The organism is Plantibacter sp. VKM Ac-2880 (genome assembly GCF_015351235.1).
Lineage (GTDB): Bacteria > Actinomycetota > Actinomycetes > Actinomycetales > Microbacteriaceae > Plantibacter.
The window spans coordinates 39,994-52,979 of sequence record NZ_JADKSJ010000001.1 but is presented as its reverse complement, the minus strand read 5'-3'; the positions used below and the strand labels follow the sequence as shown (position 1 = coordinate 52,979).

Genomic DNA, 12,986 nt, shown 5'->3' with positions numbered 1-12,986 from the left:
TCGCCCGACCATCATTCGAAGCGTTGCCACTCCGGCAGATTGTCGTAGGTGTAGCGATAGTAGTCCGCCAGCTTGAGACGCGACGCCGCGGCCTCGTCGACGATGACGGTCGCGTGCTCGTGCAGCTGCAGAGCGGACCCGGGAACGAAAGAACTCAGCGGTCCTTCGACCGACGCCGCGATGGCCTCCGCTTTCCCGGCACCCTGCGCGACCAGCACGAGTTCGCGGGCCTCGAGGATGGTGCCGAGCCCCTGGGTCATGCAGTGGGTGGGCACCTGGTCGAGCGAGTCGAAGAACCTGGCGTTGTCCTCGCGGGTTTTCGGCGCCAGGGTCTTGATGCGCGTGCGCGAGGCGAACGACGACGTGGGTTCGTTGAACCCGATGTGCCCGTTCGCACCGATGCCGAGGATCTGCACGTCGATACCGCCGGCCTCGGCGATGGCCCGGTCGTACTCCTGCGCGGCGGCCTCGAGGTCGGCTGCGCGGCCGTCGGGGACGCGGACGCGCGACGGGTCGAAGCCGAGCGGACCGACCACCTCGCGGGCGATCACGCTGGCGTACGACTCGGGGTGCTCGGCCGGGATGCCGACGTACTCGTCCAGGGCGAACCCGCGGGCGCCAGCGAACGACAGCGAGCCCGCTGCGACGCGACGCGCCAGCTCGGTGTAGATGCCCTGCGGGCTCGAGCCGGTCGCCAGGCCGATGACCGGCTCAGGCCGCCCGGCCACGATCGACGCGATCTTCGCGCCGGCGACCCGACCCACCTCGGCGGCGTCGGGAAGGATGATGATCTCCACGGTGGTCCTCTCGTTCCTGTTCAGGCGCCCGCAGCAGCGGACACGGCCGCGCGGACGTCGCCGTCGTTCGCTGCGAGCAGGCTTGTCGCCGTAGCGGCGTCGACGTCTGCGAGGAGCATGACGACGGCGGTCTTGGCATGTGACCCGGCCTCTTCCAGGGCGGCGTCCGCGACGGCGCGATCCGCTCCGGTGGCGTCGGCGACGATCCGCTGCGCGCGGTCGACGAGCTTCTCGTTCGTGGGCCGCACGTCCACCATGAGGTTGGAGTACACCTTGCCCGAGCGCACCATGCTCGCGGTGGAGAGCATGTTGCACACGAGCTTCTGCGCGGTCCCGGCCTTGAGTCGGGTCGACCCCGTCAATGCCTCGGGGCCGGTCATGACCTCGATGGCGATCTCCGCCTCGGCGCCGATCCGCGAACCCGTGTTGCAGGACACAGCGATGGTCGCGGCGCCCAGCTCGCGGGCGTAGCGCAGGCCGCCGATGACGTAGGGGGTGCGTCCGCTGGCCGCGAGCCCGACGACCACGTCGGCGGGTCGGAGCTCGGCTGCGCGGAGTTCCGCGGCACCCAACTCGATGTCGTCCTCAGCGCCTTCAACGGCGACCACGAACGCGTGCTCACCACCGGCGATGAGCCCGATCACCTCGGAGGGGTCGGTCCCGAACGTCGGCGGGCACTCGACCGCGTCGAGCAGGCCGATCCGACCGCTGGTCCCGGCACCCAGGTAGATGAGGCGTCCGCCGTTCCTTCGTGCCTCAGTGATGCGTTCCACGGCGTGGGCGATATCCGGCAGTTCCGCGCGGACCGCATCCGCGACGAGCCGATCCTCGTCGTTGATGACCTCGAGTAGCCGAAGCGTGTCGAGCGTGTCGAGGTCGATCGTGCGCGGGTTGCGTCCCTCCGTGGAGAGCGCGGCCAGGGTACTCGAGGCTTCAGGCACGATGGGCCCTCCGTTCTGGGTCGGACGGTGTGAGGCCGTCGCGGGGATCCGTTGTGGCGTCGGCGCTCATGCTTCGAACCGTAGCCCCTGCGGCGGCCCGTCGAGGGTCCGAGCCGGGAGGACGCGTCCGGGGACGATCGCGCCGAGCACGCTGCCGTGGGAGGCGCCGGTGGCGGAGGGCAGGGATCCCGCCTGTCCGTTCACCGTCAGGAAGCCGAGGACGGCGAAGGCGAGCGCCTCCTTCGCGTCGGACGGGAGCCCGGCGTCGTCGCTGATGACGACCTCGGCCTCGGGGAGCGCAGCACGGATGCGTGCGACGAGCCGCGGGTTGCGGACGCCGCCACCGGCGAGGATGACGCGCTCGACCCCGCGGACCGCGTCGGCCACGGTCCGGGCGGTCAGCTCGGTCAGGGTCGCGACCAGGTCTTCGACGGGCAGTGCCGGTCGGCCGGCGAGCTGCTGCCGCAGGTACGCGAGGTGGAAGAGTTCCTTGCCCGTCGACTTCGGTGCGGGACGCCGGTAGTACGGCTCGCGGAGCAGCAGTTCGAGGGTCTCCTCATGGACGGTGCCGCGCGCGGCGAGCTCGCCGTCGGCGTCGTACTGCCGGGCGCCACCCGTGTGCTCGGCGACGACCGCGTCGATGAGGGCGTTCGCGGGCCCGCTGTCGAACGCGATCGGATCGCTGCCCGGGCGCACGATGGTCGCGTTGGCGATGCCGCCGAGGTTGACGGCTGCGGCGGTCTCGCCCGCGAGCCAGAGGGCGTCGATCATGCTCACGAGTGGGGCGCCCTGGCCGCCGGCCGCGACGTCGCGCGAGCGGAGGTCGGCGACGACGGTCACGCCGGTGCGTTCAGCGATCCAGGCGGGCTGCCCGAGCTGGAGGGTGCCCTCCACCCGGCCGTCCGCGACCCAGTGGTACATGGTCTGGCCGTGGGAGACGATCAGATCTGCCTCCCCATCGCAGAGCTCGGTGACAGCGCGGACCGCGAGGCCGGCGAACGCCTGGCCGATCCGGGTGTCCAGACGGCAGACGTCATCGACGCTCGTGGCCGCGGGCGGGAGGGCTGCCGTGATCATGGCCCGCAGCTCCGGGGTGTACCCGGCGGTGATGAGGCCGAGCGGGCGGACGACGAGGGTGTCGCCGTCGACACTGATCTCGGCGGCGGCCGCGTCGATCGCATCGTGTGACGTGCCCGACATGAGGCCTATGACGCGCATGGGCCGGGTCACTTGCGCAGCTCCGTCCGGTGCGCGTTGCCTCGGAGGGTGCCGATCGCGATCGCGCTCACCACGCACGTCGCCATCACGTAGTACGCGGGCACGTCGAGGTCGCCGGTGGAGGCGATCAACGAGGTGATGATGAGGCCGGCGCTGCCCGAGAACACGGCGTTCGAGATCGAGTACGACAAACCGAGGCCGGTGTAACGGACGGAGGTGGGGAACATCTCGGCGAGCATGGCCGGGCCGGGGCCCGCGATCATGCCGACGACGGCGCCCGCGACGAACACCGCGAGCCCGTGGATGCCGACTCCGAGGTCCGGGTTCTGCAGCACGTTGAGCAGGGGCAGCGCGAGGATGACGATGAGGCCGGTGCCGGTGAGCATCACCCAGCGGCGACCGATCTTGTCCGACAGCCAACCGGCCGGGAGGATCGTCGCGGCGAAGCCGGCGTTCGCGAGCACGGTCGAGATCAGGGCCTCCTGGAACGACGCGTTGAGGCTGCTCTGCAGGTACGACGGCATGACGACGAGGAAGGTGTACCCCGCGGCGGACCAGCCCATCAGCCGCCCGATGCCGAGGAGGATCGCCTTCGCGGTCGCTGCGGCGCCGGCGCGGACCACCGGCTGGGTCGCGGCCTTGGCGGTGTCGGAGCCGTCGGCGCCCGAGGCGGTGATCTGCTGGAACTCCGGCGTCTCCTCGAGCTTGAGGCGGAGGAACAGGGCGACCGCGCCGAGCGGGATCGCGAGAAGGAAGGCGATCCGCCAGCCCCATGCCGCCAGATCTGCTTCGGACAGGACGGCCGACAGCAGGGCGACGGTGCCGGCGCCGCCCAGGAGGCCGAGCGCGACGGTGAACGACTGCCAGGAGCCGTAGAGCCCGCGCTTGCCCGCAGGTGCGAACTCGGTCATGACCGACACGGCCCCGCCGAACTCGCCACCCGCGGAGAGCCCCTGGAGGATCCGTACGAGCGTGAGCAGGATCGGAGCCGCGACACCGATCGACGCGTAGGTCGGGAGGATGCCGATGAGGGCGGTCGCTCCGGACATCAGCACGAGGACGAGGATGAGCGTCGGCTTCCGACCGATCCGGTCGCCGATCCGGCCGAACAGGGCCGCGCCGACCGGACGGAAGAAGAAGGCGATCGCGAAGGACGCGTACGTCGCGATGAGCGACTCGATGCCCGTCTGCTGGCCGTCGCTGAAGAACTGGGCCGCGAGGATCGTGGCGAGGAATCCGTAGATCCCGAACTCGTACCACTCGATGAAGTTGCCGACGCTGCCGGCCACGATGGCGCGACGCCGGGCGGCGCTGCTGATCGTGATGGGCGGTGTGGAGCTGGTCACGGGACCTCCCTTGGTTCCTGGATCGTGCTCAGAGCTTTGCCACAAAGATACACGGTTAGGCGAGGGATGGTACTTTCCATACCTGGTGCCGGCCGGTGCCGACGGTACAGTGATGACCGACGAGGGGAGCACGCATGGGAGCTGACGGCCGCAGAGCGCGGGCTGTGTCCACCGAGGTGCGCGCTCGACTCGAAGAACTCCGCCCCTCGGAGCGCCGGATCGCGGAGTCCCTCCTGGCCGACCCGGGCGCGTTCGCGACGCGGTCCGTGGCGGAGATCGCCGAGGAGGCGTCCACCTCGACGACGACGGTCGTGCGGTTCACGCGGAAGATCGGCTACGACCGCTTCAAGGACTTCCGGCACGACCTGACCGAGGAGAACCTCCGCGAGCGACTCGCGCTGGCCGGCACGAACGCGCAATCGCCCGACATCGTCGCCGGCGACAGTCTCGACGACATCGTCGCGAAGGTGGCCGCGAACGAGTCCCTCTCGATCGCCGACACCGCCCAGGCCCTCGACACCGAAGCCCTCACACGCGCAGCGGCAGCGGTTGCCGGCGCTCGCCGGGTCGACATCTTCGGCGTCGGAGCGAGCTCGATCGTCGCCGTCGACCTCCAGCGCAAGCTCTCACGCATCGGACGTGTCGCGCTCGAGTGGCCCGACTCGCACGCGGCCTGGACGGCCGCCGCGATCCTCGACGAGCAGTCGGTCGCCGTCGCCATCTCGCACTCCGGCGCGACCGCCGACACCGTCGACTTCCTGCGTCTCGCCGCTCGCTCAGGGGCGACCACGATCGCGATCACGAACCATGCGGAGTCCGCCCTGGCGAGCGGCGCGGACATCGTGCTCCAGACGGCCGCCCGGGAGACCGCGTTCCGGTCGGGAGCGCTCGGAAGCCGGATCGCGCAGCTCATGGTCGTCGACTGCCTCTTCATCGGCGTCGCCCAGGTCGACTATGACGCGTCCACGGCGGCCCTGCAGCGCACCTTCGACGCGGTGCGGGAGCGTCGCACCTCGGAGTGACGTCCGCTCCGGCCGCATGTCGGTCGGCGCCGAGGTTCGTTCCCGGAGGGTGTGAACGCTCGACCCGTGAGTAGCATGCGGGTCATGGTCATCAAGCTGGAGAACGTCGGGATCGCCGTCCGGGACATCGAGGAGGCCATCTCCTTCTTCGTCGACCTCGGGCTCGAGGTCGCGGGGCGGGACACCATCAGTGGCGACTGGGCGGACACCGCGGTCGGTCTCGACGGTAACCACGCCAAGATCGCCGTCCTCAAGACGCCGGATGGTCACGGGCAGATCGAGCTGTTCGAGTACCTGCACCCGGACGCGATCGAGACGGAACCGACGGCGCCCAACGAGATCGGCATGCACCGCGTGGCCTTCTCCGTCGATGACATCGACGTCGCGCTCGCCACGGCGGCCCGGCACGGGTGCTACCCGCTTCGTGGTGTGGCGAACTATGAGGACGTCTACAAACTCACCTACCTGCGTGGCCCGAGCGGCATCCTGGTGATGCTCGCCCAGGACCTCACGAAGACCGAACGGCGCTGAGCTGCTCCCTGCCGGACGGCGGTGCAGGCGTCTGACCCCGCCAGGTCGCCCTAGAGCATCCCGGTCAGCACCCCGCCGTCGACCCGCACGGCGGCACCGTTCGTCGCCGACGCCAGCGGGCTGGCGAGGTAGGCCGCCATCGAGGCGATCTCCGCGGGGTCGATGAAGCGTTCGAGGAGCGTGGTGTGGTTGCGGCCGATGATCGAGGCCTTCACCGCTTCGACGGGGGCGGACTGCTCGGCGGCGATGGACTCGACCACAGCGGCGACGCCGTCCGAGTAGCTCGGGCCGCCGAGGATCGTGTTGACCGTCACCGCCGTACCGCGGGTCCGCTTGGCGAGGCCGTTCCCGAGCGCGATCATCGCGGCCTTCGTGACGCCGTAGTGGATCATGTCGGCCGGCACATCGACGCCCGACTCGCTGCTGACGAAGAGGACCCGTCCCCAGCCGCGTTCCAACATGCTTGGCAGGACGTGGCGGGACAGGCGGACGCCGCTCATCAGGTTCACTTCGAGCAGGTGGGACCACTCGTCGTCTGAGACGGACTCGAACGACGTGAGGCCGAACAGGCCGACGTTGTTGACGAGGATGTCGACGTCGCCGAACTCGGCGAGCAGCCGCTCGACCGATGCGGGATCGGCGAAGTCGGCGGCGATCCCGTCGTGCGGCGCGTCGGGGTGCGCGCGCCGGAGCTCGGCGACCGCGCGTCCTACTGCCTGCTCGCTTCGGCCGTTCACGATGACGCGCGCGCCCTCCGCGGCGAGGGTCGAGGCGATGGCTGCGCCGATGCCACGGGTCGATCCGCTGATGAACGCCGTCTTGCCGCGGAGTTGCAGGTCCATGTCTTCTCCTGTTCCTGGCGCGCATCACGCACCTCGATCACTTGCTCAGGAAAGTCACACTAGGGCGCGTTGCTTGCTCAGGCAAGTTGTCTACGCTGTTCTCGTGACCGATCACCTCGACCAACCCGGCCTCAGCGGCGAACGGCTCGCGGCCTGGGCGTCCGTCGCCACCCTCCTCGAGCGGCTTCCCGCAGCGCTCGACGCGCAGCTGCAACGCGACAGCGGTCTGAGCCACTACGAGCACGGACTGCTGTTCGCGCTCGACACCGCCCCCGGTCGCACGCTCCGCATGAGCACCCTCGCCGGCTACGCCAGCAGCACGCTCTCGAGGCTCTCCCGGGCGATCTCGCGGATGGAGCGGAACGGCTGGGTGCGGCGGGAGGTCGACCCGGCCGACGGCCGGTTCACCCTCGCCGTCCTCACCGAGGACGGACACGCACATGTCGCCCGGTCGACACCCGCGCACCACGCGCTCGTCGAAGAGCTCGTCTTCGGTTCGCTCACGAAGGCGCAGGTGCGGCAGTTGGCCGAGATCAGCGCGCGCATCGCGACGACGATCGACCCGGCCGCTCCGTGGACACCGCCGGACGCCTGAGGTTCGACCATTGGGGTCGTTGGGACCATGCGTCGCCCGTCACGGCCGCAGCGCGGAGATCGTCCTTGTGGCTGGTTCGTGCCGGGCGTAGCTTGACCGCATGAGCCTCTTCATCACCTGTCCGGTCGAGAGCGTCGAACGCGCGACCGCCTTCTACGACGCCCTCGGCTGGACGCGCAACGCGGCGATGTCCTCCGAGCAGGTGTCCTGCTTCGAGATCGCGCCCGAGCAGTTCGTCATGCTCGGCAGCCGCGAGATGTATGCCGGGGTCGGCGGCACTGAAGACCTCATCGGCGGACCGGAGACCCCGTCGAAGGTCACGGTCTCGTTCGACCTCAGCAGCCGCGAGGCGGTCGATGAACTCGTCGAGCGTGCTGGTGCCGCGGGTGGCCGGATCGGCGACACCGACGACTATCCGTTCATGTACCAGCGCCAGTTCGACGACCCGGACGGCTACCACTACTCACCGTTCTGGATGAAACCGGACACCGAGCCGACCGCCTGAGCGACCCCACCTCGACACGGTACGGCGAGCAGGTCTCCAGGCGCGAGGTCGCGCGGGAGCTGCACGCGCCGCTCGTCGTCCGCCGGATCGACGGAGGACGCGCTGTCGACGTGGAAAGCGACGGAGTGCGTCGTGGACGCCCGACCGATCAAGCGAAGTTCCGACCAGCACACGTCGGCGTCCGGCAGGTGGGCGGCGAGGGTGAGGTGGTGGCCGTCGTCACCGGTGGCCACCGCGACAACACGGGTGACGACCACAGAGGTCCGCTCGGTGGAGGAGGGGCATCCGCCGGTGCCAGGGATCACCGCTGCGGCCGTGTGCACCAAGGGCGTTCCCTGCCGCGCGACCAGGTGCAGCATCGGGACGTCGGTGACGATCACGTCCGTGATGCTGAGGCTGGTGTGTGCCGGCCAATGGTCGGGGACGAACGGGTCCGGGATGCTGCGCCGGAGCGAGGGCAGGATGGTCGTGAGGGTCATGACGACCGGTCTACGCCTCACGAACCCGCCGCGCGCCGGTCCTCACGGGATCAATACGTCGAACAGCGGAACCCCGACGGTCTCCTCACGCTCCGACCTACGGAGCTGCGCGTGCTCGCGTCAGTCGATGGTGTGGCCGCCGTTGACGGTGATGCGCTGGCCCGTGATGAACCCGGTCCGGTCGGAGGCGAGGAACGCGACGGTGTCGGCGATGTCGTCGATCGTGCCCATGCGCCCCATCGGCACCTCGGCCAAATATGCCGCGATGTCGTCTGCTGATGCATCGGCGTGACGCTCGACGGGGATCCACCCGGGGGCGACCAGGTTCACGGTGATGCCGTCCGGCCCGAGCTCGCGCGCCCACGACCTGGTCAACCCGAGCTGGGCACCCTTCGCCGCGACGTAGGCGGACATCTCGGGGAGCGCACGCTCGAACATGTCCGAGCCGATCTGGACGATCCGACCGAACCGCTGTTCCCGCATGTGCGGGGCGATGGCCCGCACGAGGAGGGTCGGGCTCTTCACGAAGAACGCCAGCTGAGCGACGTGGTCGTCCCAGCCGAGCCGGTCTATCGGCACCGACGGCTGCGGGCCCGTCGCATTGGCGACGAGCACGGAGATGGGCGCGGCTGCCTCGGTGATGCGCTCGACGAGCGAGGCCACCGACTCCTCGTCCGTCACGTCCGCGCTGAACGCCTCGGCTGCACCACCGGCCTGCCGGATCGACTCGACGACGTCAGCCGCCTGCTCGGCACCGGATCGGTAGTTGACGGCGACGAAGTACCCGTCAGCACCCAGCCGGCGGGCGATCCCGGCGCCGAGCCCTCTCGACGCACCGGTCACCAATGCGACTCGTTGACCCGCGAACCCGAGTGAGGTCATCGCCGTGCTCCGTTCGATCGTCGGCTCGAACGCCGAAGGATGGGACGCCACTCCGCGCTGCCGTTCAGGGTCGGCGGCGCGTCTGCCCTGACCTTCACGAGGATAGTCGGCCGTTCGACCGGGTCGACGCCCGACGACATGACTCGGCCACCACCCAGGGGCACTACCGTCGAGGGATGCGTCCTGCTCCCCGCTCCACCGGCAGCCTCCGAGTCGCCCAGGTGGTCTCGGAGGTCTTCGGGCCCGCGCCGCTCCTGACGTTCGCCCTGGTCCAGGCCGGTGTCGGCACCGCACCGCGTGGGGTCTGGACGGCCCTGCTCGCGTCGCTGCTGATCGCGGTCCTGCCCTACGCGGCGCTCATCCTGTTGGCGCGCTCCGGGCGGGTCAGCGGGCGGTTCGTCTCCGAGCGACGGCAGCGGGGACCGATCCTCGCGTGCGTGCTCGTGTCGGTGCTGCTGGGCGTGTCACTGCTCGTCTGGCTCGGCGCCGACGCCCGGTTGTTGGCCGTCGGGATCGCCGCGATCATCGGCTTGCTCGTCGTCACGGCGGTGAACCTGGTGTGGAAGTTGTCGATTCATGCGGCCATCGCCGCCTTCGTCGCCATCCTGCAGTTCGGGTCCCTGCCCGTGGCGCTCGCCGCGGCTCTGCTCCTCGTGCCGATCGTCGTCGGCTGGGCCCGCGTCCGCGAGGGGGCGCACACCACGGCGCAGGTCATCGCCGGATTCGGTGCCGGTGGGGCGGTCTTCCTCGCGTACCTGCCGATCCTCGCCGCGCTCCAGGGGTAGCGGGAGCCCACCCGTCTCCGGCCAGAATGGTCGCATGACGACACACCCACTCGCCGACGACCACTGGCGCACCTGCCTCATCTCGCCATACCTCCAGGCTCCGGGCAGTGCCGAGGCTGCGGCGTTCTTCGTGCGCACGTATGCTCGCGACCTCGTGTTCCCCGGGTTCGTGTCGATCGACGAAGCGCGGCCCGTCGTCCGCAGGTATGCCGAAGTCCTCGGCCTCGACGAGGGCCCGGCGGACCGGGTCCTCGCGGAGGTCGTCGACGCCCGGATCGCCGAGACCGCCACCGGGCCCGGCTCCGAGGTCCCGTTCGCCACCGCGCTCGACCACCTGCGCGATCAGGGTGTGGTGGTGCGGGTCGGTCTCGACTGCTGTCGGGATCGGGCGCTCGAACGCGTCGAGCGCGAGCACGGCGATCGCGATCGCTCCTTCGCGGTGGCAGCGATCGACGATCTCATGAAGGTCGCGCGCGCGGCCCGGATCGACGTCAGTTTCTCCTATCTCGACGGCGCGATGGTCGACGTCCTGACGCCTGAGCTCAACGCGCGAGCAGCCGGGGGCGATCGTGAGGCGCAGGCGACCTGGCTTCGGACGGTGGACGATGCGGAGCGCGTGGCCGGCGGACTGATCGCGTCGGCGATGCAGGATGTGGCCGGTCTCGACGTGACGTGGAACGGCACCGCCCAGGACACGGTCGGTGTGCACGTGCCGGGCTGGAGCCGTCCGCTCCCGGTGTGATCCGATCGGCCGGGTGTGCGCGAGGCGCGGCGACTCACGGGCGTCGAGGCATGCGCCGGCCGCTCGTCCTCCAATTCGGCGTCCGGAACGTTGGAGGTGTCGTGTGGTACTCCGCGCATCCGGTCCGGGACGATGGTCGTATGACAGCTCTGAACGGGATCGACATCGCGGCTGAACTCCGACAGGTCGAGGCCCACTGGACCCCACGAGTGGTCGGACGGGTCAACGATCAGTACGTGAAGGTCGCCAAGCTCCTCGGCCAACTGGTCTGGCACGACCATGCGAATGAGGACGAGATGTTCCTCGTCGTCTCCGGCACCCTCCGGATCCAGCTCCCCGAGGATCAGGAGGTGGTGCTGACCCCAGGGCAGTTCTTCGTCGTACCGCGAGGCGTGCAGCACAACCCCATCGCCGAGGAGGAGGTCGAGATCGTCCTCATCGAGACCGTCACGACCGCGCACACCGGCGATGTTGTCAGCGAGCGCACCGTGCCCGTCGAGCGCCAGCTGGGCGACTTCCGCTGAGGCCAGGCGCCTGACACCTCGGGAACGCCGCCGGTCAGGATCCCGGGGGCGGCGGTTGGAGGACGTTCCTCGCGAGTCCACCGGGCCGGACCTTCGTGGTATGAAGGTCGCCATGCGCCGCGCCGTCAGCACCCTCCTCGCCATCTGCCTCGTCGGGTCCCTCGCGGGGTGTGGGGCGTTCCAACGAGGGCCCAGCTACGAGTCCGCCAAGGAGGCGGCGATCTCCCTGCGTCACGAGTTCGAAGCGACGTTGCCGGACGGAGCGTCGACGGTGAGCGAGGACGAGATCGACATCGCATGCAACGGCGGTGCCGTCGAGTTCAACGGCATCGTCACGGTGAGCGTCGCCGAGGACTTCGACCGGAACGCCTGGTTGGACGAAGCTGCCGCGATGTATGCCGACCGAGCGGCGTGGAGGGTCGAGAAGAAAGTCGCAGCCGACAACTCCTCGGACGCCACCACCGCCGTCTCGTTCTTCTCCGAGAACGGCTACTACATGCGTCTTGGCGAGTTCGCGACAACGCCCGAGTGGGGGCCGGTCATCGTGATATCCGCATCCGGTCCGTGTGTGCGTCGCTGAGCCGAGCGTCCGACCACGCCCGTCGAGCGGCAGCTGGGCGACTTCCGCTGACGGGGTGGTCGCCGCTCAGCGGAACGCCGCAAGCCAGTCGGCGACCGCGGTCGGCAGCTGCGCGTCGTCGACGACGGTGTCCGGCTGGATCGGGACCCCGTACCGTTTCCCGGTGCGATCGGCGTCGACGGCGACGGTCAGGTTCACGACCGCTCCGTCGTACAGACGCAGAGGCTGGTTGGCGGTACTGAAACCGTAGCTCGGCTGCCCGAACACGTGCACGTCCGCTTGGCCGATGAACGCGATCGCTACCGCTTCCGCGGAGCTGCCGGTCATCCCGTCGATCAGCACGGCGACGGGGCCGTCCACCTTCGGCTGCGGACTCGTCGCCGCGGCTTGCTGCGCGCCGTCCGTGGAGACCGCGCCGCCCTCCACCGACACCACGGTGGATCGGTCGACGGCTTCGAAGGTCTCGACCGTGCCGTCGTCCAACAGCGGTGCGACGGCCGCGAGCATCGGCCAGATGTTGCCGCCGTGGTTGTCGCGGAGGTCGACCACCCAGTCGGTGGTGCTGGAGGCCGCGTCTGCGATGGCCGTCGTCACCGTGTCGACGTACCGCTGGCCGAAGGAGTCCGGCCCCGTCCCGCCGCCGATCAGGGTCGGCAGGCGGATGGTCGTCACGCCATCGGTGCTGGTGACGGTCGGGAGCTCGTTGTCCGCCTCCTGCCCCGAGGACGGCCCGAACTGCTCCGCCGCCGCAACGGGATCAGCGAACGTCGTGTGGGGACCGCCCAGTTCGGAGGCTGCTGCAGCGAGTGGCCCATAGGTGTCGGTGTACGCGTCGGCGTCGGCGACCGCGGAGAGCACCCGCGCGCGGACCGTGGCGTACCGCTCGGGCGTCGCCTCGATGCCCTGACGCATGCCGTCGAGGTCTGCGGCGACGGCGGGACGAGGTAGATCCCGTACGACCGCAGGAGCGGCGCGGCGACGACGGCGCCGCCGACGATCACCACGAGGAGCGATGCCGTGACGACGCCGGCGACGAGGCCCCGCCGTCGTCTCCGAGCCGCGGTCGGTTGCTGCAGGGGAGTGTCGTCACGGGTGGTTCGGGGCATGCTTCCACGCTACGAGCCGCTGCCGTCCGAGGCGTCCGTCCGCAGGACGATCCGGCCTCGTGGACGTCATCCGCGGGCGGGATCGCGGTCC

General features: G+C 70.0%; 16 protein-coding genes. 8 read left to right on the top strand and 8 right to left on the bottom strand.

Translation table 11 applies throughout. The features are described from left to right. Positions 1 to 11: 11 nt before the first annotated feature. The 4 genes from nagB to ITJ57_RS00285 form a co-directional block, all read right to left on the bottom strand. Positions 12 to 797, bottom strand: coding sequence for a glucosamine-6-phosphate deaminase (gene nagB / locus ITJ57_RS00300; RefSeq protein ID WP_194668349.1), 786 nt, complete (start codon positions 795 to 797; stop codon positions 12 to 14). 20 nt (positions 798 to 817) lie between these two features. Continuing rightward, the gene (gene murQ, locus ITJ57_RS00295) at positions 818 to 1,738 is read right to left on the bottom strand and encodes an N-acetylmuramic acid 6-phosphate etherase (protein WP_370582094.1); all 921 of its coding nucleotides are present in this window, start codon (positions 1,736 to 1,738) and stop codon (positions 818 to 820) included. 66 nt (positions 1,739 to 1,804) lie between these two features. Beyond that, complete coding sequence (locus tag ITJ57_RS00290) at positions 1,805 to 2,956, bottom strand: anhydro-N-acetylmuramic acid kinase (protein WP_194668348.1); 1,152 nt, start codon at positions 2,954 to 2,956, stop codon at positions 1,805 to 1,807. 8 nt (positions 2,957 to 2,964) lie between these two features. Next, entirely contained in the window at positions 2,965 to 4,302 is a 1,338-nt protein-coding gene (locus ITJ57_RS00285; protein WP_194668347.1) for an MFS transporter, read from the bottom strand. A gap of 164 nt (positions 4,303 to 4,466) precedes the next feature. Here ITJ57_RS00285 and ITJ57_RS00280 point away from each other — a divergent pair, with 164 nt between their 5' ends. Further along, positions 4,467 to 5,324, top strand: a complete 858-nt coding sequence (locus ITJ57_RS00280; RefSeq protein WP_370582093.1) for a MurR/RpiR family transcriptional regulator — start codon at positions 4,467 to 4,469, stop codon at positions 5,322 to 5,324. Positions 5,325 to 5,408: 84 nt separating this feature from the next. After that, positions 5,409 to 5,855, top strand: coding sequence for a VOC family protein (locus ITJ57_RS00275; RefSeq protein ID WP_194668345.1), 447 nt, complete (start codon positions 5,409 to 5,411; stop codon positions 5,853 to 5,855). 50 nt (positions 5,856 to 5,905) lie between these two features. On the opposite strand, the gene ITJ57_RS00270 is transcribed toward ITJ57_RS00275, so the two are convergent. Beyond that, positions 5,906 to 6,697: an SDR family NAD(P)-dependent oxidoreductase gene (locus ITJ57_RS00270; RefSeq protein ID WP_194668344.1), complete on the bottom strand. Its 792-nt coding sequence runs from the start codon at positions 6,695 to 6,697 to the stop codon at positions 5,906 to 5,908. 103 nt (positions 6,698 to 6,800) lie between these two features. Here ITJ57_RS00270 and ITJ57_RS00265 point away from each other — a divergent pair, with 103 nt between their 5' ends. Continuing rightward, positions 6,801 to 7,292: a MarR family winged helix-turn-helix transcriptional regulator gene (locus tag ITJ57_RS00265; RefSeq protein WP_370582092.1), complete on the top strand. Its 492-nt coding sequence runs from the start codon at positions 6,801 to 6,803 to the stop codon at positions 7,290 to 7,292. Between the two features lie 100 nt (positions 7,293 to 7,392). Beyond that, entirely contained in the window at positions 7,393 to 7,797 is a 405-nt protein-coding gene (locus ITJ57_RS00260) for a VOC family protein (protein WP_194668342.1), read from the top strand. Here the strand turns inward: ITJ57_RS00260 and ITJ57_RS00255 are convergent. After that, positions 7,752 to 8,276: a hypothetical protein gene (locus tag ITJ57_RS00255; protein ID WP_194668341.1), complete on the bottom strand. Its 525-nt coding sequence runs from the start codon at positions 8,274 to 8,276 to the stop codon at positions 7,752 to 7,754. The genes ITJ57_RS00260 and ITJ57_RS00255 overlap by 46 nt on opposite strands. 120 nt (positions 8,277 to 8,396) lie before the next feature. Continuing rightward, a complete protein-coding gene (locus tag ITJ57_RS00250; protein ID WP_194668340.1) occupies positions 8,397 to 9,158 on the bottom strand; it encodes an SDR family NAD(P)-dependent oxidoreductase in 762 nt (253 codons plus the stop codon). A 176-nt stretch (positions 9,159 to 9,334) separates the two neighbouring features. On the opposite strand from ITJ57_RS00250, the gene ITJ57_RS00245 reads away from it, so the two are divergent. The 4 genes from ITJ57_RS00245 (at position 9,335) to ITJ57_RS00230 (ending at position 11,789) form a co-directional block, all read left to right on the top strand. Beyond that, entirely contained in the window at positions 9,335 to 9,943 is a 609-nt protein-coding gene (locus ITJ57_RS00245) for a hypothetical protein (protein ID WP_194668339.1), read from the top strand. Positions 9,944 to 9,977: 34 nt separating this feature from the next. Next, complete coding sequence (locus ITJ57_RS00240) at positions 9,978 to 10,685, top strand: hypothetical protein (protein WP_194668338.1); 708 nt, start codon at positions 9,978 to 9,980, stop codon at positions 10,683 to 10,685. Positions 10,686 to 10,825: 140 nt separating this feature from the next. Further along, complete coding sequence (locus ITJ57_RS00235) at positions 10,826 to 11,209, top strand: cupin domain-containing protein (protein WP_194668337.1); 384 nt, start codon at positions 10,826 to 10,828, stop codon at positions 11,207 to 11,209. A gap of 112 nt (positions 11,210 to 11,321) precedes the next feature. Beyond that, complete coding sequence (locus ITJ57_RS00230; RefSeq protein WP_194668336.1) at positions 11,322 to 11,789, top strand: lipoprotein; 468 nt, start codon at positions 11,322 to 11,324, stop codon at positions 11,787 to 11,789. Between the two features lie 66 nt (positions 11,790 to 11,855). On the opposite strand, the gene ITJ57_RS00225 is transcribed toward ITJ57_RS00230, so the two are convergent. Beyond that, the gene (locus ITJ57_RS00225) at positions 11,856 to 12,701 is read right to left on the bottom strand and encodes a S41 family peptidase (RefSeq protein WP_194668335.1); all 846 of its coding nucleotides are present in this window, start codon (positions 12,699 to 12,701) and stop codon (positions 11,856 to 11,858) included. Positions 12,702 to 12,986: the final 285 nt, after the last annotated feature.

What these genes read in the sequence shown, in the direction of transcription:
- ITJ57_RS00290 (WP_194668348.1), bottom strand. Translation starts at nt 2,956, where the DNA reads ATGCGCGTCATAGGCCTCATGTCGGGCACGTCACACGATGCGATCGAC.
- ITJ57_RS00275 (WP_194668345.1), top strand. Translation starts at nt 5,409, where the DNA reads ATGGTCATCAAGCTGGAGAACGTCGGGATCGCCGTCCGGGACATCGAG.
- ITJ57_RS00270 (WP_194668344.1), bottom strand. Translation starts at nt 6,697, where the DNA reads ATGGACCTGCAACTCCGCGGCAAGACGGCGTTCATCAGCGGATCGACC.
- ITJ57_RS00260 (WP_194668342.1), top strand. Translation starts at nt 7,393, where the DNA reads ATGAGCCTCTTCATCACCTGTCCGGTCGAGAGCGTCGAACGCGCGACC.
- ITJ57_RS00255 (WP_194668341.1), bottom strand. Translation starts at nt 8,276, where the DNA reads ATGACCCTCACGACCATCCTGCCCTCGCTCCGGCGCAGCATCCCGGAC.
- ITJ57_RS00250 (WP_194668340.1), bottom strand. Translation starts at nt 9,158, where the DNA reads ATGACCTCACTCGGGTTCGCGGGTCAACGAGTCGCATTGGTGACCGGT.
- ITJ57_RS00245 (WP_194668339.1), top strand. Translation starts at nt 9,335, where the DNA reads ATGCGTCCTGCTCCCCGCTCCACCGGCAGCCTCCGAGTCGCCCAGGTG.
- ITJ57_RS00240 (WP_194668338.1), top strand. Translation starts at nt 9,978, where the DNA reads ATGACGACACACCCACTCGCCGACGACCACTGGCGCACCTGCCTCATC.
- ITJ57_RS00235 (WP_194668337.1), top strand. Translation starts at nt 10,826, where the DNA reads ATGACAGCTCTGAACGGGATCGACATCGCGGCTGAACTCCGACAGGTC.
- ITJ57_RS00230 (WP_194668336.1), top strand. Translation starts at nt 11,322, where the DNA reads ATGCGCCGCGCCGTCAGCACCCTCCTCGCCATCTGCCTCGTCGGGTCC.
- ITJ57_RS00225 (WP_194668335.1), bottom strand. Translation starts at nt 12,701, where the DNA reads ATGCGTCAGGGCATCGAGGCGACGCCCGAGCGGTACGCCACGGTCCGC.